Here is a 24,356-nt window from a genome sequence, read left to right as displayed (position 1 = left end):
CCGTACGGCCCATTTGTCCGTGCCGTGGCGGCTAGGGTCGTGCAAAGCCAGCCCGTCCGGCGATTGAGGACGAACCGGCAGCCGGACAGGCCTGATTTTCAATCGATCCAGCGCACCAATACGGCCGCCCCCCACCGGCCTCCCCCGCGCCCCGGCCGGATCCCCCCACCCGGCCGGGGCACGCCGTACGGCCGGCCCCGGACGCGGGTCCGGATCAGCCGACCGGGACTTCCGGGAGTATGCCCGTGCCGGCCAGGCGCGCGTACCACAGGGCGCTGGACTTCGGGGTGCGGCGCTGTGTCTCGTAGTCCACGTGCACCGCGCCGAAGCGCTTGCCGTAGCCGTACGACCACTCGAAGTTGTCCAGCAGCGACCAGAGGAAGTAGCCCCGCACATCCGCGCCGTCGTCGATCGCGCGCCGGACCGCCGCGAGATGGCCGTGCAGATAGCGGATCCGGTCCGGGTCGTGGACCGTACCGTCGGCGTCCGGCTGGTCCGCGTACGCCGCGCCGTTCTCGGTGATCATCAGCGGCAGCCCGGGCGCCTCGCGCGTGTAGCGGAGGAGCAGGTCGTACAGCCCGCTCGGATCCACCGACCAGCCCATCTCGGTGAGTTCGCCGGGCGGCTGGTGGAACGCCACCGAATCGGCGCCCGGCCAGGGGGAGTGCTCGCTCCCGCCGTGCCCGGCGCGGCGGGCGGCGGGCCCGTCCTCGGCGGCCGAGACGACCGTGGGCGCGTAGTAGTTGATGCCCAGCGAGTCCAGTGGCTGCCGGGCCGTCGCCGCGTCCCCGTCCTGGACGAACGCCCAGTCCGTGATCCGCGCCGTGTCCGCGAAGAGATCCTCCGGGTACGCGCCGCGCAGCATCGGCCCCGTGAAGATCCGGTTCGCGAGCGCGTCGATACGGCGGCGCGCGTCCAGGTCCGCGGGCGACTGCGTACGGGCCCGTACCGCCGACGGGTTGAGGCTCACCGAGATCCGGCCGCGCGCGGGAATCACCGAGCGCAGCGCCTGCGCGGCCAGCCCGTGCCCGAGGTTGAGATGGTGCGCGGCGCGCAGCGCGAGCGACGGGCTCGTACGGCCCGGGGCGTGCTCTCCGGACGCGTACCCCAGAAAGGCCGTGCACCAGGGCTCGTTGAGGGTGATCCAGCGCTCCACCCGGTCGCCCAGCGCCTCGCCCACGCACCGCGCGTACTCCGCGAAGCGGTACGCCGTCTCGCGCCGGGGCCAGCCGCCCGCGGCCTCCAGGTCCTGCGGCAGGTCCCAGTGGTAGAGGGTGAGGACGGGCTCGATGCCGTGCGCGAGCAGATCGTCGACCAGCTCCCGGTAGAAGTCGAGACCGCGCTGGATGGCGGGGCCGCGCCCGGTGGGCTGGACACGCGGCCAGGAGACCGAGAAGCGGTACGCGTTCACCCCCAGGTCCGCCATCAGCCGGACGTCCTCGGCCCTGCGGTGGAAGTGGTCGACGGCGACATCCCCGGTGTGGCCCTTCTCGACCTTGCCGGGGGTGTGGCTGAAGGTGTCCCAGATGGAGGGAGTACGCCCGTTCTCCCGGGCCGCGCCCTCGATCTGGTACGCGGCGGTGGCGGTGCCCCACAGGAAGCCGGGCGGAAAGGTGTCTGACATATGCAGCTCCCGTTGACCGTAGATGTGAGGGATGAGGTACGGAGGCGCCGGCGGCGGCAGACCGGGTTCCGCCAGGACCGGCCGGACGGCTCCGGCCGAACCGGCCCCGCCTGTGCCCCGCCCGGAGCAGGCCCGGACCGCGCCGCCCTCCCGGCGCGGTCCCGCTCGGCCCCTGACCGCGTCAGCCCTTGACCGCGCCCTGCATGATCCCGCCGACGATGTGCCTGCCGAACAGCACGAACGCGATCAGCAGCGGCAGCGTACCGAGCAGCGCCCCGGCCATGATCACCGACTGGTCGGGGATATAGCCGCGGCCGAGCCCGGTCAGCGCCACCTGCACCGTCGGACTGCCGTTCTGGGTCAGCGCGATGATCGGCCAGAAGAAATCGTTCCAGGCCATCACGAAGGTCAGCATCCCCAGCACCGCCATCGCCGGCCGCGCCGCCGGGAAGACCACGTGCCACACCACCCGCCAGCTGCTCGCGCCGTCCACCCGCGCCGCCTCGATCAGCTCCGTGGGCAACGCGCCGATCAGGTACTGCCGCATGAAGAACACCCCGAAGGCGCTCACCAGGGTCGGCAGGATGACGGACTGGAGCTGATCGGTCCACGACAGCTCGGCGATCAGCATGTACAGCGGTACGACACTGAGCTGCGGCGGCACCATCATCGTGCCGATCACCATCAGCAGCAGCACGTTCTGGAACCGGAAGCGCAGCTTGGCGAAGGCGAACCCGGCGAGCGTGGAGAAGAGCACCGTACCCGTGGCGATGGCCCCGGCGACCACCGTCGTATTGAGCAGGGCCGTCCCCATATTGGCGTCGGTCCAGGCGATCTCCAGATTCTTGAAGAGGTTCCCGCCGAACCAGAACGGCGGCGGCGTCTGGGCGAGCCGGGTGTTGTTGCGCGAGGCCGCGATCGCCGTCCAGACCAGCGGGAAGAGCGAGCCGACGGTGAAGATGATCAGTACGGCGTAGGTGATCGGCCCGCCATGGAGCTGCCGGCCCGCGCCGCGCTTTTTCGGCCGGGCGCCGCGCCCGCCGTCCGTCCCTGTGGGGCCGGGGGCCGTATCGGTGAATGTCTGCGAAGTCGTCGACATGGGTCCCCCTACGCGCTCTTGCGGAGACGGCGGCCGATGACCCAGTTCACCGCGCCGATGATCAGCAGGATCAGGAACATCGTCCAGGCGATCGCCGAGGCCCGGCCGAGATGCAGATTCACCCAGCCCTGTTCGTACAGATAGAGCCCGAGCGTCTGGAACTGGTGGCTGGCCCCGCCCGTCGCGCCCGCGCCGCCGTTGAACAGCAGCGGCTCACCGAAGAGCTGTGTCGCGCCGATCGTCGAGACCACGCAGGTGAACAGGATCGTCGGCCGGAGCGAGGGCACGGTCACATGGATGAACTGCTGCCAGCGCGAGGCCCCGTCCAGGGCGGCCGACTCGTACAGATCGTTGGGGATGGCCTGCATCGCCGCCAGATAGATCAGGGCGTTGTAGCCCGTCCAGCGCCAGATGACGATGGTGGAGACCGCGAGCTGCGAGGTCCAGGTGCCGTTCTGCCAGTCGACCGGATCGATCCCGGCGATCCCCAGCAGCCAGTTGATCATCCCGTAGTCGCGTCCGAAGAGCAGGACGAAGACCAGGGTCGCGGCGGCCACCGAGGTGGCGTACGGGGTGAGGACCGCGACCCGGAAGAACATCGAGCCGCGCAGCCGGTAGTTGAGCAGATGCGCGATGCCCAGCGCGATCAGAAGCTGCGGGACGGTGGAGAGCAGCCCGATGGTGACGGTGTTCTGGAGGGCGTTCCAGAAGAACTCGTCACTGAGCAGCCGCGAGAAGTTCCGCAGGCCCACCCACTCCATGTCGGTGGGCGCGGTCAGCTCCACCCGGTGCAGCGAGGCCCAGCCGGTGTAGAGCAGCGGGAAGAGGCCGAAGGCCAGGAAGAAGACGAAGAAGGGGGCGATGAAGGCGTACGGACTCCATCGCACATCGCGGCGGTACCAGCGGCTGCGCCGTTCCCGGCGCCGTTCCTGGCGCGCCTCATGAGCCGGGTCGTCGTGGCCCTGGTCCCCGCGCGGGCCGGACTTGGGAGCGGCGCTCCGTACGGTCGTACCACCGCCACCACTGCCGCCACCGCTGCCGTCGTCCTGCGCCGGGGCCGCGCCCTCCTCCTCGGAGGGCGCGGCGGCACGTGCGTCACTGGACATCGTCACTGGTCCAGCGCGTTGTCGATCGCCTTCACGGCGGCGTTCCAGCCGTCCTTGGAGGACGTGCCCTTCTGGTCGACCTGGAGCATGCCGATGTCGGCCAGGTTCTGCGCGATGATCAGGTCCTTCGGACCGACGATCTGGACCGGTACGCCCTTGGCGGCCGTCGAGAAGATCTGGCCGATGGGGGCGTTGTCGAAGTACGGGTGCTTGGCGTCGGAGACGGCCGGCAGCGAGTACGCGGCCTGTGAACTCGGGAAGCTGCCACGCTTGGCGAAGAGCGTGGCCTGCTGTTCGGGTGCGGTCAGCCAGGCGACGAGTTTCGCCGCCGCTTCCTTGTTCTTGCTCGCCTCGGGCACCGTCAGGAAGGAACCGCCCCAGTTGCTGGGCTTGGGCGCGGCGGCCACGTCCCACTTGCCCTTGCCGGCCTCACCGCCCTTGTCCTGGATATAGCCGAGCATCCAGGCCGGGCAGGAGACGGTGGCGAAGGTGCCGTTGGCGAAGCCCTGGTCCCAGCCGGGGGTGAACTGCTGGAGCTTGGCGGTCAGTCCGGCGCTCGCGAACTCCGCGGCGGTGTCCCAGGCCTCGCGCACGGCCGGGTTGGTCTTGTAGATGACCTTGCCGTCCTTGTCGTAGAACCGGTTGGCGTTGCTGCCGGTGATGGCGGCCATCACACCGCTCGCCGAGTCCACGAAGGCCTTGCCCTTGGGGGCCTTGGCCTTGAACTGCTTCCCGGTCTCAAGGAACTTCTGCCAGTCGCCCGCCCACAGCTTGCCGACCGCCTCGCGGTCGGTGGGCAGCCCGGCGGCCGCGAACAGGTCCTTGCGGTAACAGATGCCCTGCGGGCCGATGTCGGTGCCGAGCGCGATGGTCTTGCCGGCCGTGGTGGTGGCCTGCGACCACTTCCAGGGCAGGAAGCTGTCCTTCTGCACGCCCGCGGTCTTGCCGAGGTCCACCAGCTTGTCGCCCTGGGTGGCCGTGATCTCGGCGATGTTGTTGACCTCGATGGCCTGGATGTCGGCGAGTCCGCTGCCGCTGCCCAGGTGGGTGAGGAGCTGCGGGTAGTAGTTCTCGTTGCGCTCGATCGAGGTCTGCTTGATGACCACGTCCTTGTTGAGCTTCATGTATTCGTCGTAGAGCCCGGCCTCCTGGAGACCGAAGGCCCCGAAGACCCCCACCGTGATGGTGGTCTTGCCCTTGCCGCCATCGCCGCCGCCCGGCGCGCTGCCGGAGGGTTCGTCGCTGTCCTGGGCACAGCCGGACAGAATGCCGGCGCCGAGCGCGGCGACGGCCGCGAGGACCACCACCCGGCGGGACGAGCGGGTACGTGTGCGCATTACGTCCTCCTAATGCACCGACGTGTCCGGCTCCGGCCAACTGCTGAGTGCGGCTCGGCGGTTGAGAGGGGGTCCGGTGCGGTCGGGATACGTGCGGGGCATGAATGGGTCAGGTACGGTGGGAGCGCTCCCATGTGTGATGTGTTGAAGCGTCGCGGGTCCCCGTAGGGGTGTCAAGGGACCGGGCGGCGCGAGGTGGCTCGTTTATGGGTTTGTTGGATTACGCCTTGGGGCGGCGGCCGGATTCGGCGGGGGAGGTGGGGATGGTGGACCGGGAAGCCCGGGGCGGCCGTGAGACGGGCGGGATCGGTGGCGCCGGCGGGTTCGGTGGAGCCGGTACGGCTCGTGGGGCCGGCGGGGCCGGGAGTACGGCCCGCGGGGTTCATGGAGCCGGACACGCTCCCGGAGCGCGGGCCCGCGGCGGCAAGCTGCCCACGCTCGAAGAGGTGGCCGCGCGGGCCGGGGTCGGCCGCGGCACGGTCTCCCGGGTGATCAACGGCTCCCCCAGGGTGAGCGCGCAGACCAGGGCCGCGGTCGAGGCGGCGGTCGCCGAGCTGGGGTACGTACCGAACCGCGCGGCCCGCGCACTCGCCGCCAACCGCGCCGACGCGATCGCCCTGGTGGTGCCCGAGCCGGAGGCGCGGTTCTTCGCCGAGCCGTACTTCTCCGACATCGTCAGCGGGGTCGGCGAGGCCCTCGCGGACACCGGGATGCAACTGCTGCTGACCTTCGCGGGCGGCGCCCGCGAGCGCCGCCGCCTCGCCCAGTACCTGGCCGCGCACCGCGCCGACGGGGCGCTGCTGGTGTCGGTCCACGCGGACGACCCGCTGCCCGAGCTGCTCACCCAGCTCGGCATCCCGACGGTCATCAGCGGCCGGCGCTCGGCGGCCGAGCCGCTGCCCTCGGTCGACTCCGACAACACCGAGGGCGCCCGTACGGCCGTGGCCCATCTGCTCGCGCGGGGCCGCAGGACCGTCGCCACCATCACCGGCCGCCTGGACGTGTACGGCGCGGCCTGCCGCCTCGACGGCTACCGCCAGGCCCTCAGGGACGCCGGGCAGCCGCCCGACGAGGGGCTCACGGCCGTGGCCGACTTCACCGAGGCCGGGGGCCGCCGCGCCATGACCGAACTCCTCGCCCGCCGCCCCGACGTGGACGCGGTCTTCGCCGCCTCCGACGTCATGGCCGCGGGCGCCCGCCAGGTCCTCCGCGCGGCCGGCCGCCGTATCCCGGACGATGTGGCCCTGATCGGCTTCGACGACTCGGCCATCGCGCGCCATATGGATCCGCCCCTGACCAGCGTCCGTCAGCCGATCGAGGAAATGGGCCGCGCGATGGCCCGGCTGGTCCTCACGGAAATAGCCAGCCGCGCGACACCCCACCCGTCACCCCCGCACCAGATCGTGCTTCCCACCCAGTTGGTCATCCGGTCCTCGTCCTGACGCCGGCCCCCGCGCGCGTACAACTCCTGTACACCCCTGCCCTTCCCCCGGGCGCGCGACACCCCCGGGAGCGGGGGCCGGCGAGAGGCTTTGAGGGAGGCCCTGGAAGCGGCCTTGCGGACGGCCCTGGAAACAGGCCCGGAAACGACGAAGGGCCGACCTGGAAAATCCAGGTCAGCCCTTGATCACAGAGGGTGAGTAACGGGACTCGAACCCGCGACATCCTGGACCACAACCAGGTGCTCTACCAGCTGAGCTATACCCACCACGACCGGTCGTTCCCGACCGGCCGAGAAAAAGTGTACAGGGTCCGAGCGGGTGCTCGCGCCTGCATAAGGGGCGGGTCAGGGGGCGGGAAGCACGTACTTCGCCGCGATCTGCTTCGCCGTGTCGGAGTCCGGGCCCGGAGCCGGTACGAAGACCGCCTCGCGGTAGTAGCGCAGCTCCGCGATGGACTCGCGGATATCGGCCAGCGCGCGGTGGTTGCCGCTCTTCTCCGGGCTGTTGAAGTACGCCCGCGGATACCAGCGCCGGGCCAGCTCCTTGACCGACGAGACATCCACGATCCGGTAGTGGAGGTAGCCCTCCAGTGTCGGCATGTCGCGCAGCAGGAAGCCGCGGTCGGTGCCGACCGTGTTCCCGCACAGCGGCGCCTTGCCGGGCTCCTTGACATGCTCGCGTACGTACGCCAGGACCTGCTCCTCGGCGGCGGCCAGCGTCGTACCGCCCGCCAGCTCGTCGAGGAGGCCCGAGGCGGTGTGCATCTGCCGCACCACCTCGGGCATGGTCTCCAGCGCCGCGTCCGGCGGGCGGATCACGATGTCCACCCCGTCACCGAGCACGTTGAGCTCCGAGTCGGTGACCAGGGCGGCCACCTCGATGAGCGCGTCGTCCGCCAGCGAGAGCCCGGTCATCTCGCAGTCGATCCACACCATGCGGTCGTTCATACGCCTTACCCTACGGGGCGCTCCGCTGCCCGGGCAGACTCGGACGGCCCGGACCTGCCGCGTACATGTCCGACCCGGGCTTGCCGTGCTCCGGCAGCGCCGAGGACGCCGTCGGCTGGCCCGGCGCTCCCGCCGCCGCGGCCGCCCGCCTGGTGTGCGGGGAGGCCTGCGCCGGTACGCCCGGTTCCATGACCCCCGGCGGCATCGGCTCGCCCTGCGGGCGCCTGGCCCGGTAGGCGGACCGGTAAGCCGCGGGGGAGGAGCCGAGCTGGCGCCGGAAGTGCCCGCGCAGCGCCACCGGGGAGCGGAAGCCGCAGCGGCCGGCGACCTCGTCGACCGAGTAGTCGGAGGTCTCCAGCAGCCGCTGTGCCTGGAGCACCCGCTGGGTGATCAGCCACTGCAGCGGCGCGCTCCCGGTGAGCGACCTGAACCGCCGGTCGAAGGTACGGCGGCTCATGTACGCGCGGGCCGCGAGCGTCTCCACGTCGAACTGCTCGTGGAGGTGCTCCAGGGCCCAGGCCACGACCTCGGCGAGCGGGTCGGAGCCGATCTCCTCTGGTAAAGACCTGTCCAGATAGCGTTCCTGACCGCCGCTGCGCCGTGGCGGTACGACCAGTCTGCGGGCCAGCGCGCCCGCGGCCTCGGCGCCGTGGTCCGTCCGGACTATATGCAGACACAGATCGATTCCGGCCGCCGTGCCCGCCGACGTCAGCACATCGCCGTCGTCGACGAACAGTTCCCGCGGATCCACATGCACGGACGGATAGCGCTTCGCGAGCGTCGGCGCGTACATCCAGTGCGTGGTGGCCGGGCGGCCGTCCAGCAGTCCGGCCGCGGCGAGCACGAACGCGCCGGTGCACAGACCGACGATTCTCGCGCCCTCCTCATGCGCCCGGCGCAGCGCGTCGAGCGCTTCCACCGGTGGCGGCGAAGTGATCGACCGCCATGCCGGCACCACCACGGTGCCCGCCCTGCTGATCGCCTCCAGGCCGTACGGCGCGGTGAGTTCGAGCCCGCCGGTGGTGCGCAGCGGTCCGTCCTCCCCGGCACAGACGAGCAGGCGGTAGCGGGGAACCCCGGCGTCCTGGCGGTCGATTCCGAACACCGAGAGCGGGATCGAGCTCTCGAAGATGGGGCCACCACTGAAGAGCAGCACGGCGACGACTTCCCGGCGACGACGCCCGGAAAGCTTCCTTGCTGACTCCGGTGCGGCAGTGGAGTCCTGGCTCATGGCGCTAAGCCCCCCTCGGTGTTCGCGTCTCCCCGTTCTTGTCGGGCCTCTCGCTCCTGCACGATTCCCCTCGGTTTTGCACGGGTCCCCAGCCTTCGATACTCATGATCGAATCTACTGTGTCCCGTGGTGCCGGCGTGACAAGTTCTCCATCCGGCGTTATGTCGACAAGGCAACTTGGCGCGAAGCATTCGATCACGAAGCGTTCCACTCGGGAGCCGAGAGTGGAAGTGGGCCTCGCGTGCATGGCCCGTCCCCGTAGGGTGCGGACGGTCGGGTCGGTCCTTTCTTCCCTGGTGGCAAGGGGGTTGGCAGGCCATTTCGCCAAGGGTTCTGCCCCAGTGTGAAGTTGGCTGAAAAGTGATGGGTGTGTCTGTGCGAAGCTTTCAATCTCCCGGCGCACTACCTTCACGCGCGCGTGCGCCGAGATGCGCCCTCGGGGCCCCCGATGACCGTCGGCTTCCGGACGTTCCGTACGTTCCGTACATCCTGGCCTTGATCGTAGCCCCCGCGCCCGGCCCTTCCGCAGGCCTTTCCGCCGAGCCGGCCGCGGCTTCCGTCGCGGCTTCGGGGCGGGGTCTCTCGCTGACGGGGCGGAGGCCGCGGCCGCCCGTGGTCCCGGCCCGTACCCCCCAATCGCCTCCGTGTGGCCCCCAGGGCGCCTCCTGGGCCCTCCCGGGCGCCGACTCCGGAGCCGCCTCCGGGGGCGGCTCGGCGGAGCGTCCTGAGTGGCCCGAGTCGCCTGAGCGATCGGTGATGCGGGCACGGCGGCTCCCTCGGGATGACGATATGACCGATGGCCAACGAGGAGCGGAGCCCTCCGGTCACTCCTCGGACAACTGTAGGGACCATCCGGCATTGCGATCCGCCGCGCCCTCGTGCATGCTCCCTGGAACGCCGCGTGTGGGGCGGCGGGCTCTGGGCATGAGAGGAGTGTCGCCGTACCCTTGTGGGTACGGGTTGGGAAGATGATTCCCGGACACGGCACCGCCCGCCACGACACCCGCCACGACCATTGTTGTCCCTTCCCAAGAGGACCTCTTTCGCCGAGACATCATGGCTGGTCACGAAATCCCCGAACCCGCTGACCGCAAGCAGGTAGCCGACCCGTTGTCGGACCTGCAAGCGGCGGAACAGACGCGTGCGTCCTGCGATCCCGCCTTCCGGCACGGAGTGGTGGTCGGTTTCGACGGCTCGACCTCCAGCGAGCGGGCGCTCGCCTACGCCATCGGCATGGCGAAGCGGCTGAACTCAGGCCTGATCATCGTCCATGTCGCCAACCGGCTCCCGACCACGGTCTGGGCGGGCTGCGAACCCCCGGTCTTCGTGGACGTACCGGACCACCGCACCGAGGTGCTCGGCCTCGAACTGGCCTGCGCGGACTATCTCGCCGAGGTCCCGTGGATCCTGGTCGAGCGCGGCGGAGACATCTGCCACGAGCTGGAAGAGGTCGGCGAGGAGTACTCCGCGGACGCGATCGTCGTCGGCTCCACGCACGGCATCGTCGGGCGGATCTTCGGCTCGGTCGCGGGCCGTCTCGCACGCCGCGCGCAGCGCCCGGTTGTCGTCATCCCCTGATCCCCTGACGCGTTCGCCTGACGCGTTCGCCGGTGGGCAGCCATGTGTCCCGGTGGGCGGCTCCATTCCGCAACGCGCGATTCCGCAGCGGCTCCGCACGCGCTTCACATCGCCTGAGAATCTGTCAACTCCCTTGCGCCCAACGTGAATTTACTCACGCGTAGAGGTGCATCGTGCGCTTGTGAAGGGTACATAGCGGTCGCTGGGACACAGCCACCCGCACATCATGAAGGGAGCCCGCCGTGGACAACGACGTCTCTGCGGGAAGCACCACTTCGACTTCGGTTCTCGGCCATCTTGCACTCGGACTCACCCTGCTCGCCTTCGGCATAGGCCACACCGGCGTCATCGACGGAGTGACGGCGGCGGACGCCGTCTCTCTCGCGCTGTACGTCGGCGGGGTCGCGCTCTTCGTCGCCGGACTGTTCGCGTTCCGGGCGGGCGACTCGTTCACCGGTACGGCCTTCGCGGGCCTCGGAGCCTTCTGGTTCACCTGGGGTACGGGCGTCGGGGACCAGATCTCCGCCGACGCGGCCGGCCTCTTCCTCATCCTCTGGGCACTGCTCGCGCTCAGTCTGACCCTCGGCGCGGCGGGCGCGGGGCCGCTCCTCCAGGGCACGTACGGACTGCTCACCGTCGCCCTCCTGCTGCTCGCCCTCGGACAGTTCGCCGACAGCACGGGCCTGGCGAAGATCGGCGGCTGGGTGGCCGCGGTGGCGGGCCTGGCCGCCTGGTACGGAGCGACGGCCTCGCTCGCCAAGTGGCCGACCGCACTGCCGCGCGGCCGTGCTGCCGGCCGTGGAGTGACGGCCACCGGCTGAGGCAGCCACGGGCCGGTGTCCGGGCAGCACCGGCCCCCTCCCAGAGCGCCCCCTGCGCGCCGGGCGGCATGCGCGGGGGGCGCTCCGACGGCCCGGATAGCCGAATAGCCGGGCCGCGTCCGCTACTCCACCGTCACCGACTTCGCCAGGTTGCGCGGCTTGTCGATGTCCCGGCCCAGGGTCAGGGCCGTGTGGTACGCCAGGAGCTGGAGCGGGATGCCCAGCAGGATCGCGTCCAGCTCCGGCTCGTTCTTCGGCACCACGATCGTGTGGTCGGCCTTCTCCTGCGGCTGGTGGCCCACCGCCAGGATCGGTCCGCTGCGCGCCTTGATCTCCTCCAGCGCCGCCCGGTTCTTCTCCAGCAGATCGTCGTCCGGGACGATCGCGACCGTCGGCAGCGCCGGTTCGATCAGCGCGAGCGGGCCGTGCTTCAGCTCCGAGGCCGGATAGGCCTCGGCGTGGATGTACGAGATCTCCTTGAGCTTCAGCGAGGCCTCCAGCGCCACCGGATACCCCCGTACCCGGCCGATGAACATCATCGACGCGGACCGCGCGTACTCGCCCGCCAGCTTCGCGATGGAGTCCTCCGTCGCCAGGATCTCCGCGATCTGCGCAGGCAGCGCGCGCAGCCCCTCGATGATCCGCTTGCCGTCGGCGACCGACAGATCGCGGATACGGCCGAGGTGCAGCGCCAGCAGCGCGAAGGCGACCACGGTGTTGGTGAAGCACTTGGTGGAGACCACACAGACCTCGGGGCCCGCGTGCACGTACACCCCGCCGTCGGTCTCCCGGGCGATCGCCGAACCCACGACATTGACCACCCCCAGCACCCGCGCGCCCTTGCGCTTCAGCTCCTGGACCGCGGCGAGCACGTCGTACGTCTCACCGGACTGCGACACCGCGACATACAGGGTGTCGGGGTCCACGACCGGATTGCGGTAGCGGAACTCGGAGGCGGGCTCGGCGTCCGCCGGGATACGTGCCAGCTCCTCGATGAGCTGCGCGCCGATCAGCCCCGCGTGGTACGAGGTGCCGCAGCCCAGGATCTTGATCCGGCGCACCCCGCGCGCCTCGCGGGCGTCCAGATTGAGGCCGCCGAGATGCACCGTCGCGAACCGGTCGTCGATCCGGCCGCGCAGCACCCGGTCCACCGCGTCCGGCTGCTCCGAGATCTCCTTGTGCATGTACGTGTCGTGGCCGCCCATGTCGTACGACTCGGCCTCCCACTCCACGGTGGTCGGCGTCGCCGAGGTACGGGACCCCTCGGTCGTGTACGTACGGAAGTCGTCGGCCTTCAGGGTCGCCATCTCGCCGTCGTCGAGCGTCACGACCTGGCGGGTGTGGGAGACGAGCGCGGCCACGTCGGAGGCGACGAACATCTCCTTCTCGCCGATGCCCAGGACGACCGGGGAGCCGTTGCGGGCGACGACGATACGGTCCGGGAAGTCGGCGTGCAGGACGGCGATGCCGTAGGTGCCCTCGATGATCTGGAGCGCCTGGCGGACCTTCTCCTCCAGGGTCGGCGCCTGGGAGCGGGCGATGAGGTGGGTCATCACCTCGGTGTCGGTCTCGGACAGGAACACCACCCCGTCCGCCTCCAGCTTCACCCGCAGCTCGGCGGCGTTGTCGATGATGCCGTTGTGGACGAGCGCGACCTTGCCGCCGGGGTCCATGTGCGGATGCGCGTTCTCGTCGCTCGGCGAGCCGTGGGTGGCCCAGCGGGTGTGCGCGATTCCGGTGGTGCCCGCGAAGCGTTTGGGCACGCGGGCCTCCAGATCGCGGACCCGGCCCTTGGCCTTGACCATCTTCAGCGTGGCGGCCTTGCCCGCGGCCGGCTTGCCGGTGATGACGACCCCGGCCGAGTCGTACCCGCGGTACTCCAGCCGCTGGAGGCCCTCCAGCAGCAGGGGGGCCACATCACGCTTTCCGATGTATCCGACGATTCCGCACATACAGTTCCTGCTCCTCCTGATCGGTTCAGCCCGATTGGTTCGCCCCGGACGGCTACGGCGCGGTGACTGCTGGTGGCAGCCGTGCCGGCCGTACCGGCCGTGTCAGCCGTAGACGATGCGGCGCAGCTGCCGGAGCGACAGCTCCGGGGGCGCCACCGCGCGGTGCGGCAGCTCGGCCGCGATCCGCTCGAAGATCTCCGCGTTCGTACCGCCGCCTGACTGCATCTCCCGGTGGCGGCGGCGGACGAACTCCTCGGTCGTCTCGTCGAAGTACGCCAGCACGTCGAGCACCACCCGGGCGGCCTCGCCGCGCTGGAGCGCGGTGCTGCGGACGAGATGGTCGATGAGGTCGTCGTACGACGAGCGGCGTTCCAGCACCCGTCGATACTGCGGGGCGGCGGCTGAGGTTTGCAAGATTTCTGCCCGGAATCGGGCAGGGGTCGGCCCATTTGGGGGTCAGGAGGGGGGTGCGGCGGGGTACGGGCGAGAGGGCGGCGCTTTTGGCGGTTGTGCCTGCGGGTCTCCCGTACGTACGGAGGGGCCGTGGTCAGAGGCGTCTGATGATGGCCTGCTTGGCGGCGGCGAACTCCTCGTCCGTGAGTATCCCCTCCTCGTACAGCCCGCCCAGCTCCCGCAGCCTGCGCAGCAGCGCGTCCGGGTCGTCGCTCCCGGCCGGCCTGGCGTCCTCGGGCGCCGGGGCCTGCTCCACGGCCGGGTCGGTCTGCGCGTACGGATGCGGCAGCCGGGCCGCCACCGCCGCCCCCGCCAGCGCCATCAGCGGGTCCTTCTTGAACCCCCACAGCTCCACCGCGTGCGGGTCGTACTTCGGCGGCACCGACACCGCCACCGTCGCCCCGGCCGCCCGGAAGCGCAGATAACCGTTCTCCAGACCCGCGCTCGGCAGCCACTCCACCGCCTCCACATCGGCGAGCGCGATGGTCCGGGCGCCGCCCGAGGACTTGGACTCCTCGGTCTTCCAGTTCCACTCCAGCCTGATCCGCTCCCCGTCGAAGGTCACGGTCCCGTCGCCCGCGCTCACGGTGATCGGCAGGGCGGGTCCCGGCAGCAGATAACGGCCGACAGGCCCCGGCTCCACGCCGTCCAGCAGCAGCGCGTTGCGCACCTCGTCGACGAGGTATTCGGCGACCCCCGCGCGGTCGTTCTCGACGGTCAGCCGGTACGGGTCGGAGCCCTCGTCCAGCCTGCCCCCGGCCACCAGGAGCAGCGGGTCGGCGCCGTCCCGCAGGCGCAGCCGCAGCCGCCCGGACTTGCGCCCCGCCTCGAAGGAGATTCCGGCCAACGCCTGGAGCGGTACGGCGATTTCACCGAGCGCCCTGCGCAGCGGACCGACGCCCTTGTCGTTGCCGGGCACGATACGGACCGTGTCACCGTCGAAGGTCCAGGTGCCGTCCTTCTGGGTTATTTCCGCCATGCCGGGGATTCTTCCATCAGGGCGGCGGAAATTGGTCTACACCTTGACCGTGGGTGGGGCGTACGGGTCCCATGGTGAGGAGTTCACTTCCCGGCACCGCAGGTGAGTACCCCGTCGAAGGGACAACCTCGTGAGATCCGTCGTGAGTCAGCGCGAAACGGTAAGTCGGCTCAACCCCCGAAGAGGTCGCAGAAGCGGGCGCTGGGCGTTGCCCCGGGCGGCCGGCTCGCTGCTGCTCGTCGTGGCGGCCGGTGTCGGCGGCATCGGAGCCGCCGGTCCTGTGGCCGGTCCCGCCCCCGCCCGTCCGCTGGACCAGGTGGTGCCGGCGCCCGAGCGGGTACGGCCGGGCGGCTCCCCGTACACCCTCACCTCCGCCACCCGCATCCTGGCCGACGGCGCGTCGCGCACGGACACCCGCGAGGCCCGGCGCATCGGCTCGTACCTGGCCGGGCTGCTGCGCCCCTCCACCGGCTACGCCCTCCCGGTCACCGAGCCGAAGGGCGACCGGGACGCCCGCGACGGCATCCGGCTGCGCCTCGGTACGGGCGACCGGAGCCTGGGTACGGAGGGCTACCGGCTGGAGTCCGGGCGGCGCGGCGTCACCATCACCGCCCGCGAACCCGCCGGGCTCTTCCACGGCGTCCAGACCCTGCGCCAGCTCCTGCCCGCCCCGGTGGAGAAGCGGAGCACCCAGCGCGTCCGCTGGACCGTCGCGGGCGGCACCATCACCGACACCCCGCGCTACGCCTACCGCGGCGCGATGCTCGATGTCTCGCGCCACTTTCTGACGGTCGATCAGGTCAAGCTCTACATCGACCAGTTGGCGCTATACAAGATCAACACGCTGCATCTGCACCTCTCCGACGACCAGGGCTGGCGGATCGCCGTCGACTCCTGGCCGCGGCTCGCGACGTACGGCGGCTCCACCCAGGTCGGCGGCGGCCCCGGCGGCTACTACACCAAGGCCCAGTACCGCGATCTGGTCGCCTACGCGACCTCCCGCCACCTTGAGGTGATCCCGGAGATCGACATGCCGGGCCACACCAACGCGGCGCTCGCCTCGTACGCCGAGCTGAACTGCGACGGTGTCGCGCCCCCGCTCTACACGGGCACCAGTGTCGGCTTCAGCTCGCTGTGCGTGCCCAAGGAGGTGACGTACGACTTCGTCGACGACGTGGTGCGCGAACTGGCCGCGCTCACCCCGGGCCGTTACCTCCACATCGGCGGCGACGAGGCGCACGCCACCAGCCACGCCGACTATGTCGCCTTTATGGACCGGGCGCAGGCCGCGGTGCGGAAGTACGGGAAGACCGTGGCCGGCTGGCACCAGATCACGGGCGCCACTCCGGCCGCGGGGGCCGTCGCCCAGTACTGGGGCTACGACGCCACCGGTTCCGCCGAGCGCGCGCAGGTCGCCGCGGCGGCCAAGAAGGGGACGCGGCTGGTGCTCTCGCCGGCGGACCGGGTGTATCTCGACATGAAGTACGACCGGTCCACCCCGCTGGGCCAGTCCTGGGCCGGCTACACCGAGGTGGACCGCTCGTACGACTGGGACCCCGGCACCTATCTCGCCGGCGCGGGCGTGCCGGAGAGCGCGGTGCTCGGGATCGAGGCCCCGCTGTGGACCGAGACCATCGCGACCAGTGACCAGGTGGAGTACATGGCTTTCCCGCGGCTGCTCGGTGTCGCGGAGCTGGGCTGGTCCCCGGCGGCCTCGCACGACTGGGACACCTACAAGCTCCGTCTGGCGGCCCAGGGACCGCGGATGACGGCGCTCGGGATCGACTACTACCGCTCGCCGCTGGTGCCCTGGCCGGCGGGCTGACGAGGGCCCGGAGCGAGTGCAGGGGGACGGCCGGCCGTGGTCATGAGGCCCGGCCGGCCTTCTTCGCGTTCTCGATGGTCGCCGCCAGATCGTCCAGGATCGGGGCGCACTTGTCGTACGAGAAGATGGGCTCGGTGGTGCGCGGAACGACCTGGCCCGCCTTGACGGCCGGAAGCTGCGCCCAGGTGGGCCTGGAGGCCAGGGCGTTGGGCTGGAGGGCCGAGGAGCGGTTGTCCATCATGATGATGTCGGCCTGGTACTTGCCGACGTTCTCCCAGCTCAGCTCCTCGAAGAAGCCCTGCGCGTTCACCTCGGGCTCGATGAAGCGCACGCCCAGCTGCTGGAAGTAGAGGGTGTCGGCGGACATCTTCGCGAGGGAGACATAGAAGAGGTCCTGGCTGGCCGAGCCGACCAGCACGGTGATGTCCGGCTTGGACCTGGCGGCCTGGCGCAGCCGTTCGGCGGCCTTCTCGAACCGGGCCTTGGCGTCCGTGACCTTGGGGTCCTTGAGATCGGCGCCGAGGGACTCGGCCAGCTCGGCGTGGCGCTGGATCGCCTGGGGGATCGTCGTCTCGGCGGCCCGGAGAGCCACCACATTCGGGTTCAGCTTGACGATCTTGTCCTTGGATTGGTCCGGTACGTACCAGAGGGCGTCCTTGATCCACATCGCGGTGACCAGCAGATCGGGGGCGAGCGCCGCGTACTTCTCGACATTGAACTCGCCCCAGACATTGCCGAGGATCTCGACCTTGCCGATATCGAGGTCGCCGGCCTGGACATCGGGCTTGCCGTCCTTGGCCCTGGTCGGGCCGAAGACGCCCTTGACCTCGACTCCGTAGTCGTACAGCGCGGCGGCCGTGCCGGTGAACGCGACGATGTTCTTCGGGGTGCCGTCGGCCTTCGAGGTCTGCCCCCGGTCGTCGGTGAAGGACCAGGGGCCGGACTTCCCGGCGCCCGCGCCTGTGCCTGAGCCGTCCTTCGTGCCGCCGGTGCCGTCCGTGTCGTCGGCTCCGCTGTTACCGCAGGCGGCGAGCGCGGCGGCCAGTCCGACGGCGCCACCGGCGGCCAGCAGGCCGCGACGGGTCAGAGGGGAGACTCGGGCACGGGGCATGGTGGGTCCGCTTTCGTACGAGCCGGAATCCGGCCGGTGGGCAATCCGAAGGTAGGTTAGCCTAACCTCAGTGGATCGCCGGGGTGCCGGCCGGTTCCGTATACGAGCGGGCGCGGGGGCGCGGGGCCCGGCGACTCAGGCGGGGAGGCCCAACTCCCTTGCGATCAGCATCCGCTGGACCTCGCTGGTGCCCTCGCCGATCTCCAGGATCTTGGAGTCGCGCCACATCCTGGCCACCGGATACTCGTTCATGAAGCCGTATCCGCCATGGATCTGGGTGGCCTCCCGGGCGTTGTCGACGGCGACCGTCGACGAGTACAGCTTCGCCAGCGCCGCCTCCTTCTTGAACGGCTCACCGCGCACCAGCCGCGACGCCGCGTCACGCCAGCCGATCCGCGCCATGTGCGCACGCATCTCCATGTCGGCGAGCTTGAACTGGATGGCCTGGTTGGCGCCGATCGGCCGCCCGAACGCGTGCCGCTGCTTCGCGTACGCCACCGACTCGTCCACACACCCCTGGGCGAGACCGGTCGCCAGGGCCGAGATCGCGATCCGGCCCTCGTCCAGGATCCGGAGGAACTGGGCGTACCCCCGGCCCTCCTGGCCGAGCAGATTCGCCAGCGGCACCCGGACGTCGGAGAAGGACAGCTCGCGGGTGTCCGAGGCGTTCCAACCGACCTTGGAGTAGGGGGCGGCGACAGTGAAGCCGGGGGTGCCGGACGGGACGATGATCGAGGAGATCTCCGGACGCCCGTCGTCCTTGCGGCCGGTGACCGCCGTGACCGTGACCAGACCGGTGATGTCGGTCCCCGAGTTGGTGATGAAGCACTTGCTGCCGTTGATGACCCACGAGTCGCCGTCGCGCACGGCGGTGGTACGGGTGCCGCCGGCGTCCGAGCCGCACTCCGGCTCGGTCAGCCCGAAGGCGCCGAGGATCTCGCCCGCGCAGAGCCGGGGGAGCCAGGCGCGCTTCTGCTCCTCCGTACCGAAGAGATGGATGGGCATGGCGCCGAGCGAGACCCCGGCCTCCAGGGTGATCGCCACCGAGGAGTCGACCCGGGCCAGCTCCTCCAGGGCGATCCCGAGCGCGAGATAGTCCCCGCCCATCCCGCCGTACTCCTCGGGGAACGGCAGCCCGAACAGGCCCATCCGCCCCATCTCCCGGACGATCTCGTACGGGAACTCGTGCCGTTCGTAGAAGTCGCCGATCTTGGGCGCCACGACGTCGTGCGCGAACTCCTCGACCGTGCGGCGCAGTTCTTCGTGCTCGGCGGAGAGCCGGTGGTCCAGGGACATGGGTGCGTCACTCCTTGTGGGAGAGGGCTCGGACGGTACGGGAAGGGCTGGGGCGGCCCAGCCGTTCGGCCAGCCAGACGCTGGTGGCGGTGAGCCGGCCGAGATCGACGCCGGTTTCGATACCGAGGCCGTCGAGCATCCACACGAGATCTTCGGTGGCGAGGTTTCCGGTGGCGCTCTTCGCGTACGGGCAGCCGCCGAGGCCGCCCGCCGAGGCGTCCACGGTGGTCACGCCGTGCTGGAGCGCGGCGAAGGTGTTGGCGAGCGCCTGACCGTAGGTGTCGTGGAAGTGCACCCCGAGGGCATTGGTGGGCACGCCCTCCTCGTTCAGCTCGGAGAGCAGGGTCTGCACATGGCCCGGGGTGGCGACGCCGATGGTGTCGCCGAGGCTCAGCTCGTCGCACCCCAGATCCATCAGGGCCTTGGCGACCCTGACCACCTGGTGGATGGGGACCGGGCCCTCCCAGGGGTCGCCGAAGCACATGGAGAGATAGCCGCGCACATGGATCTTGTCGGCACGGGCCCGCTCCACGACCGGCGCGAACATGGCCAGGGATTCGGCGACCGTACGGTTCAGATTGGCCTTGGCGAAGGACTCGGTGGCGCTGGCGAACACGGCGATACGGCGTGCCCCGAGGGCGGTCGCGCGGTCGAGCCCACGGGCGTTGGGCACGAGGACGGGCAGCGCGACCTGCGGGCCGAGGTCACCGAGAAGGGGGAACAGCTCCTCGGCGTCCGCGAGCTGGGGCACCCAGTCGGGGCGTACGAAACTGGTCGCCTCGACGGTGGTCAGCCCTGCTTCGGCGAGCCGGTGGATGAACTCGGCCTTGACCGCGGTCGGTACGACGGCCTTCTCGTTCTGGAGTCCGTCGCGCGCGCCCACCTCATGGATACGGACCTGGGGTGGCAGCTCCTCCGAGGGCACGGCCATGGGCAGTCCGTGGATCATGACTCCTCCTGGGGGACGGCGCTGTCCGGGGCGGGGCTCCGCGCGGGCGCGGGACCCTGTGCAGGGGCGGGGTCTTGTACGGGCGCGGGATCCGGATCCGGTACGGGCGTGGTTCCGGGGGCCGGTACGGGGTCCGGCTCGGCAGCCGGGGTGATGACGGCCAGGATCTGGTCCATGGCGACGGTGGAGCCGGGGGTGACATCCAGCTCGGTGACGGTCCCCGCGTGCGGCGCGGAGATCACATGCTCCATCTTCATCGCCTCGACCACGAGCAGGCTCTGCCCGGCGGCGACCTCGTCGCCCACCCCCACCTTGACGACGGTGACCGTCCCCGGCATGGGCGCGACCAGTGAGTCGGCCCCGCCGCGCCCGGCGCCCGCGCGCAGGGCGGCCTCGACCGGGTCGAAGTCCCGCACCTGCCAGCTTTCCCCGTCTCTGCCCAGCCAGTCGCCGGCCCGGTGGAACGTATGGGTCACTCCGTCGACGGTGACCGTGACCCGGTCGGACTCCACCTCGTACCTGTCCCCGGCCTGTACCTGCTGGGCGACCGGTTCGAGTCCCGTTACCCGCAGATGGTGTGTCACAGGGACGGGCGTGCCGCCCAGGCGCCAGCCGTTCGGTACGGAGAAGGGGTCCACCCAGCCCTCCGGCGCGGCCGGCCGCAGCTCCGCCTGGCGGACCGCGGCCGCCGCCGCGTACACCTCCGGCGGGACCCCGTCGGGCAGCAGGGAGTCCGCCGCCCGCTCCACCAGACCCGTGTCCAAATCGCCCGCGACGACCGAGGGATGGGCCAGCAGCCGGCTGAGGAACGCGGCGTTGGTGGGGACGCCGAGGGTGACCGTCCCGGCCAGGGCCGCGCGGAGCTTGCGCAGGGCGGTCGGGCGGTCATGGGCATGGGCGATGACCTTGGAGAGCATCGGGTCGTACGTGCTGCCGACCTCGGCGCCCTCGGAGAGGCCCGAGTCCGTCCGTATCCCCGCGCCCTGCGGCTCGCGCAGCGCCAGGACCGTACCGCCCGTCGGCAGGAACCCACGGGCCGGGTCCTCCGCGCAGATCCGGGCCTCCACGGCGTGGCCGGTGAGGGTGATGTCGGCCTGCGCGAAGGGGAGTTCCTCACCGGCCGCGACCCGGAGCTGCCACTCGACCAGATCGAGACCCGTGACCAGCTCCGTGACCGGGTGCTCCACCTGGAGACGGGTGTTCATCTCCATGAAGAAATACGACGCGGGGTCGCCGCCGGGCACGATGAACTCGACCGTCCCCGCGCCGGCGTATCCGCAGGAGCGCGCCGCCTGGACCGCCGCTTCGCCCATGGCCGCCCGGGTCGCCTCGTCCAGCAGGACGGAAGGCGCCTCCTCGATGATCTTCTGATGGCGGCGCTGGAGCGAGCACTCGCGCTCGCCGAGATGCACCACATTCCCGTGCGTGTCCGCCAGGACCTGGATCTCGATATGGCGCGGCCGGTCCACCCACCGCTCCACCAGCAGCGTGTCGTCCCCGAAGGAGGACCGCGCCTCGCGCCGGGCCGCCGCGATCTCCTCGGCCAGCAGCGCTTCCGTACGCACGAGGCGCATGCCCTTGCCGCCGCCGCCCGCCGACGGCTTCAGCAGCACCGGCATACCGATCTCCGCGGCGGCCGCGGCCAGTTGGGCATCGGTCAGCCCGCTGCCGGAGGAACCGGGCACCACCGGCACCCCCGCCGCCCGTACCGTCTCCTTGGCACGGATCTTGTCGCCCATCAGCTCGATGGCGGAGGCGGGCGGCCCGATGAAGACCAGCCCCGCGTCGGCGCAGGCGCGCGCGAACGCCTCGTTCTCCGCGAGGAAGCCATAGCCCGGGTGGACCGCCTGCGCTCCCGTACGCTCCGCCGCCGCCAGCAGCCGCCCGATGGAGAGATAGCTCTCGGACGCCGCCGCCGGGCCGATACGGACCGCCGTGTCGGCCTCCCGTACATGCCGGGCTTCCGCGTCGGCATCGCTGAACACCGCGACCGAGCGCACCCCCAGACTCCGCAGGGTACGGATGACGCGGACCGCGATCTCGCCGCGGTTGGCGATCAGAACCGTGTCGAACATTCCCACCCTCACATCCGGAAGACGCCGAAGCCGGGCGCCGTGCTGTCCCTCTGGGGCAGTGGGGCGTTGGCACACGCGGTCAGGGCCAGACCCACCACCTGCCGGGTCTCCAGCGGGTCGATCACCCCGTCGTCCCAGAGGCGCGCGGTCGCGTAATAAGCGTTCCCCTGGGTCTCGTACTGCGCGCGGATCGGCGACTTGAACGACTCCTCGTCCTCCGCCGGCCACTCCTCGCCGCGCCCTTCTATCTGATCGCGCTTGACGGTCGCGAGGACGGAGGCGGCCTGCTCGCCGCCCATGACCGAGATCTTGGCGTTGGGCCACATCCAGAGGAACCGGGGGGAGTAGGCCCGGCCGCACATCGAGTAGTTGCCCGCTCCGTACGAACCGCCGATGACGACCGTCAGCTTCGGCACGCGCGCGCACGCCACGGCTGTGACCATCTTCGCGCCGTGCTTGGCGATCCCGCCCGCTTCGTAGTCCCTGCCGACCATGAAGCCGGAGATGTTCTGGAGGAAGAGCAGCGGGATGCCGCGCTGGTCGCACAGCTCGATGAAGTGTGCGCCCTTCTGGGCGGATTCGGAGAAAAGAATGCCGTTGTTGGCGATGATCCCGACCGGGTGCCCATGGATCCGTGCGAACCCGGTCACCAGTGTCGTACCGAACTCGGCCTTGAACTCGGCGAACCGCGAGCCGTCGACGAGCCGCGCGACGACCTCGCGGACGTCATAGGGCGTACGGGAGTCCACCGGCACCGCTCCGTACAGCCCCGCGGGATCGGCCTTGGGCTCCTCGGCCGGCTCGACGGACCAGGGGAGGGGGCCTCGGGCCGGGAGGGTGGAGACGATGGTGCGCACGATCCGCAGCGCGTGCGCGTCGTCCTCCGCGAGATGGTCGGTGACACCCGAGACCCGGGAGTGGACCTCGCCCCCGCCCAGCTCCTCGGCCGTGACGACCTCGCCCGTGGCCGCCTTCACCAGCGGCGGCCCGCCCAGGAAGATCGTGCCCTGCCCGCGCACGATCACCGCTTCGTCGCTCATTGCCGGGACATACGCGCCGCCGGCCGTGCAGGAGCCGAGCACCGCCGCGATCTGCGGGATGCCCGCGCCGGACATCCTGGCCTGGTTGTAGAAGATCCGCCCGAAGTGGTCCCGGTCGGGGAACACCTCGTCCTGCATGGGCAGGAAGGCGCCCCCGGAGTCGACGAGATACAGGCACGGCAGCCTGTTCTCCAGGGCCACCTCCTGGGCGCGGAGGTGTTTCTTCACCGTCATCGGGTAATACGTGCCGCCCTTGACCGTGGCGTCATTGGCGACGATCACCACCTCACGGCCGCTGACCCGGCCGATCCCGGCGATCACCCCGGCGGCCGGGGCCGCGCCCCCGTACATCCCCTCGGCCGCGAGCGGCGCCAGCTCCAGGAAGGGCGAGCCGGGGTCGAGCAGCGCGTCCACCCGGTCGCGCGGCAGCAGCTTGCCGCGGGCCGTGTGCCGGGCGCGGGCCTTCTCGCCGCCGCCGAGCCGGGCCGCGGCGAGCCGGGCCCGCAGCTCCGCGGCCAGCTCTTCGTGCGCCGCCTCATTGACCCGCCAGGACTCGGCCGCCGGATCCGCGGCGCTCGCCAGCACCGGTGCTTGCTGCATCGCTCGAAGCTCCCTTCACCGGGCTCGCTGGGTTAGTGAGCGTTAACGTCATTGCCTTCAGGTTAACGACCGCTAACAGTCCTGTCTAGAATGAATTCTCATGAGCACCAGGACCGCCGCCCCGACCCGCCGCGAGCAGATCCTCAAGCAGGCCGCCCGCCTCTTCGCCGAGCGCGGCTTCCACGGGGTCGGTGTGGATGAGATAGGGGCGGCGGTCGGGATAAGCGGCCCCGGCCTCTACCGCCATTTCGCGGGCAAGGACGCCATGCTGGCCGAACTGCTCGTCGGTATCAGCGGCCGGCTGCTGGACGGCGGCAGGCGGCGCGTGCGCGGAGCTGGGGAGACCGCCGACCCGGCCGCCGTACTGGCCTCGCTGATCGACGGCCATATCGACTTCGCTCTCGACGACCGCCCGCTGATCACCCTCCACGACCGCGAGCTGGACCGCCTCCGGGACACCGACCGCAAGCTGGTGCGGCAGCTCCAGCGCCAGTACGTGGAGCTGTGGGTCGAGGTCGTACGGCAGCTCTACCCCGAGGTCCCCGAGCCCCAGGCCCGGGGCGCGGTCCACGCCGTCTTCGGCCTCCTGAACTCCACCCCCCACCTGGGCCCCCACACCCCCGGCCTGCCCACCCGCACAGCCACGGAATCCCTGCTCCGCCGCCTGGCCCACGGCGCCTTCGCGGCCCTGGGCAACGGAGACGGCCCTCTGTGAGCCGGGGCGACGGCTCTCCGCGAGGCGGGCCTCGCGGACCTGTGGGCCGTTCGGGCAGCGTTCGGTGCCGTCGTCCGGTGCCGTAGAGCCGTTCGGTGCCGTTACGAGCCGTTCGGAGCCGTCCGGGCTGTGCGGGGCTGTCCGGAGGGCAGGACATCCGGCGCGGGGTGTGGGGC

18 protein-coding genes, 1 tRNA gene and 1 pseudogene are annotated in these 24,356 nt (G+C 70.8%); 5 read left to right on the top strand and 15 right to left on the bottom strand.

Translation table 11 applies throughout. The features are described from left to right. Positions 1–214: 214 nt before the first annotated feature. The 4 genes from ACFU9P_RS17640 to ACFU9P_RS17625 form a co-directional block, all read right to left on the bottom strand. A complete protein-coding gene (locus tag ACFU9P_RS17640) occupies positions 215–1,624 on the bottom strand; it encodes a GH1 family beta-glucosidase (protein ID WP_384081510.1) in 1,410 nt (469 codons plus the stop codon). Between the two features lie 181 nt (positions 1,625–1,805). After that, positions 1,806–2,723 (bottom strand): carbohydrate ABC transporter permease, encoded by a 918-nt coding sequence (locus tag ACFU9P_RS17635; RefSeq protein ID WP_384081508.1) that lies wholly within the window; start codon positions 2,721–2,723, stop codon positions 1,806–1,808. Positions 2,724–2,731: 8 nt separating this feature from the next. Further along, entirely contained in the window at positions 2,732–3,829 is a 1,098-nt protein-coding gene (locus tag ACFU9P_RS17630) for a carbohydrate ABC transporter permease (RefSeq protein ID WP_376373963.1), read from the bottom strand. A gap of 2 nt (positions 3,830–3,831) precedes the next feature. Beyond that, on the bottom strand, positions 3,832–5,166 hold the full coding sequence (locus tag ACFU9P_RS17625) for an ABC transporter substrate-binding protein (RefSeq protein WP_376373961.1): 1,335 nt from the start codon (positions 5,164–5,166) through the stop codon (positions 3,832–3,834). A 263-nt stretch (positions 5,167–5,429) separates the two neighbouring features. Between ACFU9P_RS17625 and ACFU9P_RS17620 the strand changes: the two genes are divergently transcribed. Beyond that, a complete protein-coding gene (locus ACFU9P_RS17620; RefSeq protein ID WP_384081504.1) occupies positions 5,430–6,608 on the top strand; it encodes a LacI family DNA-binding transcriptional regulator in 1,179 nt (392 codons plus the stop codon). A 193-nt stretch (positions 6,609–6,801) separates the two neighbouring features. Here the strand turns inward: ACFU9P_RS17620 and ACFU9P_RS17615 are convergent. From ACFU9P_RS17615 to ACFU9P_RS17605, 3 genes are all read right to left on the bottom strand, one after another. Beyond that, positions 6,802–6,874, bottom strand: a tRNA-His gene (locus tag ACFU9P_RS17615). Between the two features lie 78 nt (positions 6,875–6,952). Beyond that, entirely contained in the window at positions 6,953–7,555 is a 603-nt protein-coding gene (orn, locus tag ACFU9P_RS17610; protein WP_376373955.1) for an oligoribonuclease, read from the bottom strand. A gap of 10 nt (positions 7,556–7,565) precedes the next feature. Further along, positions 7,566–8,786: a GlxA family transcriptional regulator gene (locus ACFU9P_RS17605; protein ID WP_376373952.1), complete on the bottom strand. Its 1,221-nt coding sequence runs from the start codon at positions 8,784–8,786 to the stop codon at positions 7,566–7,568. A gap of 1,056 nt (positions 8,787–9,842) precedes the next feature. Here ACFU9P_RS17605 and ACFU9P_RS17600 point away from each other — a divergent pair. Together ACFU9P_RS17600 and ACFU9P_RS17595 are read left to right on the top strand one after the other, a co-directional pair. Continuing rightward, positions 9,843–10,364, top strand: a complete 522-nt coding sequence (locus tag ACFU9P_RS17600) for a universal stress protein (protein ID WP_376373950.1) — start codon at positions 9,843–9,845, stop codon at positions 10,362–10,364. 242 nt (positions 10,365–10,606) lie between these two features. Beyond that, the gene (locus tag ACFU9P_RS17595) at positions 10,607–11,185 is read left to right on the top strand and encodes an acetate uptake transporter (protein ID WP_384081499.1); all 579 of its coding nucleotides are present in this window, start codon (positions 10,607–10,609) and stop codon (positions 11,183–11,185) included. Positions 11,186–11,307: 122 nt separating this feature from the next. On the opposite strand, the gene glmS is transcribed toward ACFU9P_RS17595, so the two are convergent. From glmS to ACFU9P_RS17580, 3 genes are all read right to left on the bottom strand, one after another. Further along, positions 11,308–13,137, bottom strand: coding sequence for a glutamine--fructose-6-phosphate transaminase (isomerizing) (glmS, locus tag ACFU9P_RS17590; protein ID WP_376373946.1), 1,830 nt, complete (start codon positions 13,135–13,137; stop codon positions 11,308–11,310). 102 nt (positions 13,138–13,239) lie between these two features. Then, complete coding sequence (locus tag ACFU9P_RS17585; protein WP_046507995.1) at positions 13,240–13,515, bottom strand: hypothetical protein; 276 nt, start codon at positions 13,513–13,515, stop codon at positions 13,240–13,242. A 169-nt stretch (positions 13,516–13,684) separates the two neighbouring features. Beyond that, positions 13,685–14,569 carry a DUF4429 domain-containing protein gene (locus tag ACFU9P_RS17580; protein ID WP_384081495.1) on the bottom strand — a complete coding sequence of 295 codons (885 nt, stop codon included), beginning with the start codon at positions 14,567–14,569 and terminating at the stop codon, positions 13,685–13,687. A 208-nt stretch (positions 14,570–14,777) separates the two neighbouring features. Here ACFU9P_RS17580 and ACFU9P_RS17575 point away from each other — a divergent pair, with 208 nt between their 5' ends. After that, positions 14,778–16,394, top strand: coding sequence for a beta-N-acetylhexosaminidase (locus ACFU9P_RS17575; protein ID WP_384081493.1), 1,617 nt, complete (start codon positions 14,778–14,780; stop codon positions 16,392–16,394). A gap of 40 nt (positions 16,395–16,434) precedes the next feature. Here ACFU9P_RS17575 and ACFU9P_RS17570 read toward each other — a convergent pair whose 3' ends face one another. The 5 genes and pseudogenes from ACFU9P_RS17570 to ACFU9P_RS17550 all read right to left on the bottom strand — a co-directional run bounded on the left by ACFU9P_RS17570 (position 16,435) and on the right by ACFU9P_RS17550 (position 23,465). Beyond that, positions 16,435–17,505, bottom strand: a complete 1,071-nt coding sequence (locus tag ACFU9P_RS17570) for an ABC transporter substrate-binding protein (protein ID WP_384081490.1) — start codon at positions 17,503–17,505, stop codon at positions 16,435–16,437. Between the two features lie 135 nt (positions 17,506–17,640). Beyond that, a complete protein-coding gene (locus ACFU9P_RS17565; protein WP_384081487.1) occupies positions 17,641–18,801 on the bottom strand; it encodes an acyl-CoA dehydrogenase family protein in 1,161 nt (386 codons plus the stop codon). 7 nt (positions 18,802–18,808) lie between these two features. Continuing rightward, entirely contained in the window at positions 18,809–19,750 is a 942-nt protein-coding gene (locus tag ACFU9P_RS17560) for a hydroxymethylglutaryl-CoA lyase (protein ID WP_384081485.1), read from the bottom strand. A gap of 59 nt (positions 19,751–19,809) precedes the next feature. Next, positions 19,810–21,825: pseudogene (locus ACFU9P_RS17555) on the bottom strand (acetyl/propionyl/methylcrotonyl-CoA carboxylase subunit alpha); the annotation flags it as partial. Positions 21,826–21,833: 8 nt separating this feature from the next. Then, a complete protein-coding gene (locus ACFU9P_RS17550; protein WP_376373928.1) occupies positions 21,834–23,465 on the bottom strand; it encodes a carboxyl transferase domain-containing protein in 1,632 nt (543 codons plus the stop codon). 100 nt (positions 23,466–23,565) lie between these two features. Here ACFU9P_RS17550 and ACFU9P_RS17545 point away from each other — a divergent pair, with 100 nt between their 5' ends. Further along, complete coding sequence (locus tag ACFU9P_RS17545; RefSeq protein ID WP_376373926.1) at positions 23,566–24,180, top strand: TetR/AcrR family transcriptional regulator; 615 nt, start codon at positions 23,566–23,568, stop codon at positions 24,178–24,180. Positions 24,181–24,356 lie beyond the last annotated feature (176 nt).

Source organism: Streptomyces sp. NPDC057617, from assembly GCF_042800555.1.
GTDB lineage: Bacteria > Actinomycetota > Actinomycetes > Streptomycetales > Streptomycetaceae > Streptomyces.
This window is presented reverse-complemented; position numbering and strand designations above follow the sequence as displayed.

What these genes read in the sequence shown, in the direction of transcription:
- ACFU9P_RS17545 (WP_376373926.1), top strand. Translation starts at nt 23,566, where the DNA reads ATGAGCACCAGGACCGCCGCCCCGACCCGCCGCGAGCAGATCCTCAAG.
- ACFU9P_RS17580 (WP_384081495.1), bottom strand. Translation starts at nt 14,569, where the DNA reads ATGGCGGAAATAACCCAGAAGGACGGCACCTGGACCTTCGACGGTGAC.
- glmS (WP_376373946.1), bottom strand. Translation starts at nt 13,137, where the DNA reads ATGTGCGGAATCGTCGGATACATCGGAAAGCGTGATGTGGCCCCCCTG.
- ACFU9P_RS17635 (WP_384081508.1), bottom strand. Translation starts at nt 2,723, where the DNA reads ATGTCGACGACTTCGCAGACATTCACCGATACGGCCCCCGGCCCCACA.
- ACFU9P_RS17570 (WP_384081490.1), bottom strand. Translation starts at nt 17,505, where the DNA reads ATGCCCCGTGCCCGAGTCTCCCCTCTGACCCGTCGCGGCCTGCTGGCC.
- ACFU9P_RS17620 (WP_384081504.1), top strand. Translation starts at nt 5,430, where the DNA reads ATGGTGGACCGGGAAGCCCGGGGCGGCCGTGAGACGGGCGGGATCGGT.
- ACFU9P_RS17600 (WP_376373950.1), top strand. Translation starts at nt 9,843, where the DNA reads ATGGCTGGTCACGAAATCCCCGAACCCGCTGACCGCAAGCAGGTAGCC.
- ACFU9P_RS17625 (WP_376373961.1), bottom strand. Translation starts at nt 5,166, where the DNA reads ATGCGCACACGTACCCGCTCGTCCCGCCGGGTGGTGGTCCTCGCGGCC.
- ACFU9P_RS17550 (WP_376373928.1), bottom strand. Translation starts at nt 23,465, where the DNA reads ATGCAGCAAGCACCGGTGCTGGCGAGCGCCGCGGATCCGGCGGCCGAG.
- ACFU9P_RS17630 (WP_376373963.1), bottom strand. Translation starts at nt 3,829, where the DNA reads ATGTCCAGTGACGCACGTGCCGCCGCGCCCTCCGAGGAGGAGGGCGCG.
- ACFU9P_RS17565 (WP_384081487.1), bottom strand. Translation starts at nt 18,801, where the DNA reads ATGTCCCTGGACCACCGGCTCTCCGCCGAGCACGAAGAACTGCGCCGC.
- ACFU9P_RS17560 (WP_384081485.1), bottom strand. Translation starts at nt 19,750, where the DNA reads ATGATCCACGGACTGCCCATGGCCGTGCCCTCGGAGGAGCTGCCACCC.
- ACFU9P_RS17640 (WP_384081510.1), bottom strand. Translation starts at nt 1,624, where the DNA reads ATGTCAGACACCTTTCCGCCCGGCTTCCTGTGGGGCACCGCCACCGCC.
- orn (WP_376373955.1), bottom strand. Translation starts at nt 7,555, where the DNA reads ATGAACGACCGCATGGTGTGGATCGACTGCGAGATGACCGGGCTCTCG.
- ACFU9P_RS17605 (WP_376373952.1), bottom strand. Translation starts at nt 8,786, where the DNA reads ATGAGCCAGGACTCCACTGCCGCACCGGAGTCAGCAAGGAAGCTTTCC.